The organism is Lentilactobacillus kisonensis DSM 19906 = JCM 15041 (assembly GCF_001434135.1).
Lineage (GTDB): Bacteria > Bacillota > Bacilli > Lactobacillales > Lactobacillaceae > Lentilactobacillus > Lentilactobacillus kisonensis.
Genome location: NZ_AZEB01000104.1, coordinates 1 through 357, shown reverse-complemented (window position 1 = coordinate 357; position 357 = coordinate 1). Strand labels below are relative to the sequence as shown.

Sequence of the window (357 nt, the reverse complement as noted above, 5' to 3'; positions counted from 1 at the left end):
TCAAGAGCTTGGACACTGGGAAGGTGACTTGGTCAAAGGCAAACGGGTTGAATCTGAGCCAGCATTAATGACTTTGACTGAACGTGTTAGTCGCTTAGAGATCATCGTTAAACTTCCCAATTATCATGCCGACACTTGCTTGAAAGCCCTCCAGAATACCTTATATGACTATGGAACCGAGCACTTTAAAACCATTACTTTTGATAATGGTGCTGAGTTCTCAAGCTTGAGTCAAGTCAAGGGAACTGACATCTACTTTGCCCATCCTTATTCACCATGGGAACGTGGAACCAATGAGAACACTAACGGCCTTTTGCGCGAGTTCTTCCCGAAGGGCAGATCCTTGGCTTCGGCCTC

1 protein-coding gene is annotated in these 357 nt (G+C 45.9%); it reads left to right on the top strand.

What is annotated here, in order from left to right; genetic code table 11:
* Nucleotides 1-357, top strand: a 357-nt coding sequence (locus FC98_RS15290; RefSeq protein ID WP_156637351.1) for an IS30 family transposase, incomplete at both ends; no start/stop codon positions are given.